Consider the following 1,310-nt stretch of genomic DNA (forward strand, 5'->3'; position numbering starts at 1 on the left):
GGGCGGACGTGCGGCGGAGGAGCAGGGGGACGCAGAGGAAGATGAACAGGCCCATGACGGCGAAGTACGGCGTGGTCCCCGCGTCGAGTAGGAAGCCGCCCGCGAAAGGGCCGAGGAAGAAGCCGAGTTGGCGCACCTCGGACAGGCCGAAGTAGGCGCCCTTGTTCTCGTCGTCCGCCATCTCGTGGACGGCCATGTCCGGCATCGGCAGCAGGATGCCCTCGCCGATCGTCCAGAACACGATCCCGACGTACAGCCAGGCCAGGCCGGACGGGCTCGCCCAGAAGCAGGCGAACGCGACCGTGAAGTTCACCGCGCCGGCGACGACCATGGCGTTGCGGCCGATCCGTCCGGACACCCGGTCGATCGGGAGCTGGAGGGCCAGGGCGAGGACGGCGTTGGCGATGAACAGCGCGGCGAAGTACTCCTCGGTGCGGTCGCCGTACCTGCCCTTCATATAGAGCGGGATCATGGACTCCATCTGGGAGAAGACGAAGAAGACCACGATCCCGGCGGTGACGACGGCGAGGAGGCGGCGGTCGCGCAGCGTCGCCGCGACCGGAGGCCGGGACGTCGCGCGTCCATGCGCGGCGGGCGGCTGGAGCGCCACCAGGTCCGCGTTCCGCAGCACGACGAGGACGAGGTAGGCCGCGTAGAAGCAGGCGGGGACGGCGAAGAACGCCACCGCGCCGGCCTGGTAGAGAGCGCCGCCGATCGCCGGACCGCCGATCGCGCCCGCGCACAGCGTCATATAGCGGACGCGGAACACACGGCCCTCACCGTCGGCCACCTGGGACAGCAGCTTCTTCGCGCCCGGCTCCACCATCAGCCGCGCCACGCCCAGCAGCAGGAACAGGACGATGATCGCCGTGGCGGCGCGGGCCGTGGCCAGCAGGGCGTAGACGGCGACGTAGAGCACCAGGCCGACCCGCATGAGCGGGACGGCGCCGAGCCGGTCCACGATCATCCCGCCGAGCAGGCCGCCGAAGGCGGCGGTGAGCGCGACCGCCCCGACCACCGCGCCGACCGCGGGCTTGCCGAGGCCCGTGTGCTCGCTCAGGTACAGCGGCGCGAACGGCATGGCCGCGAAGAAGGCGAGCGAGTTCAGCAGCGCGCCGCCATCGAGGAGCCGCTGCGCCGGGCTGAGCCGCCACAGCGGCGCCCGTGCCTCATCCGCCACGCTCGGGACCGTACGCGGCGCCACCGACATTCCGGGGTCCGAACCTCGTCGGCGGCGGTATTCGCTGGGGCGGCATTGCCGGGGGCGGCATTTTCGGGAAATCGGCGGGGGGGGGTCTGGCTCTTATGCA

1 protein-coding gene is annotated in these 1,310 nt (G+C 71.5%); it reads right to left on the bottom strand.

What is annotated here, in order from left to right; genetic code table 11:
* On the bottom strand, positions 1 to 1,180 hold a 1,180-nt coding region (locus E1287_RS43225), incomplete at its 3' end, for an MFS transporter (protein ID WP_243719847.1).
* Positions 1,181 to 1,310 lie beyond the last annotated feature (130 nt).

The sequence above is a fragment of the Actinomadura sp. KC06 genome (assembly GCF_004348735.1).
Classification (GTDB): domain Bacteria; phylum Actinomycetota; class Actinomycetes; order Streptosporangiales; family Streptosporangiaceae; genus Spirillospora.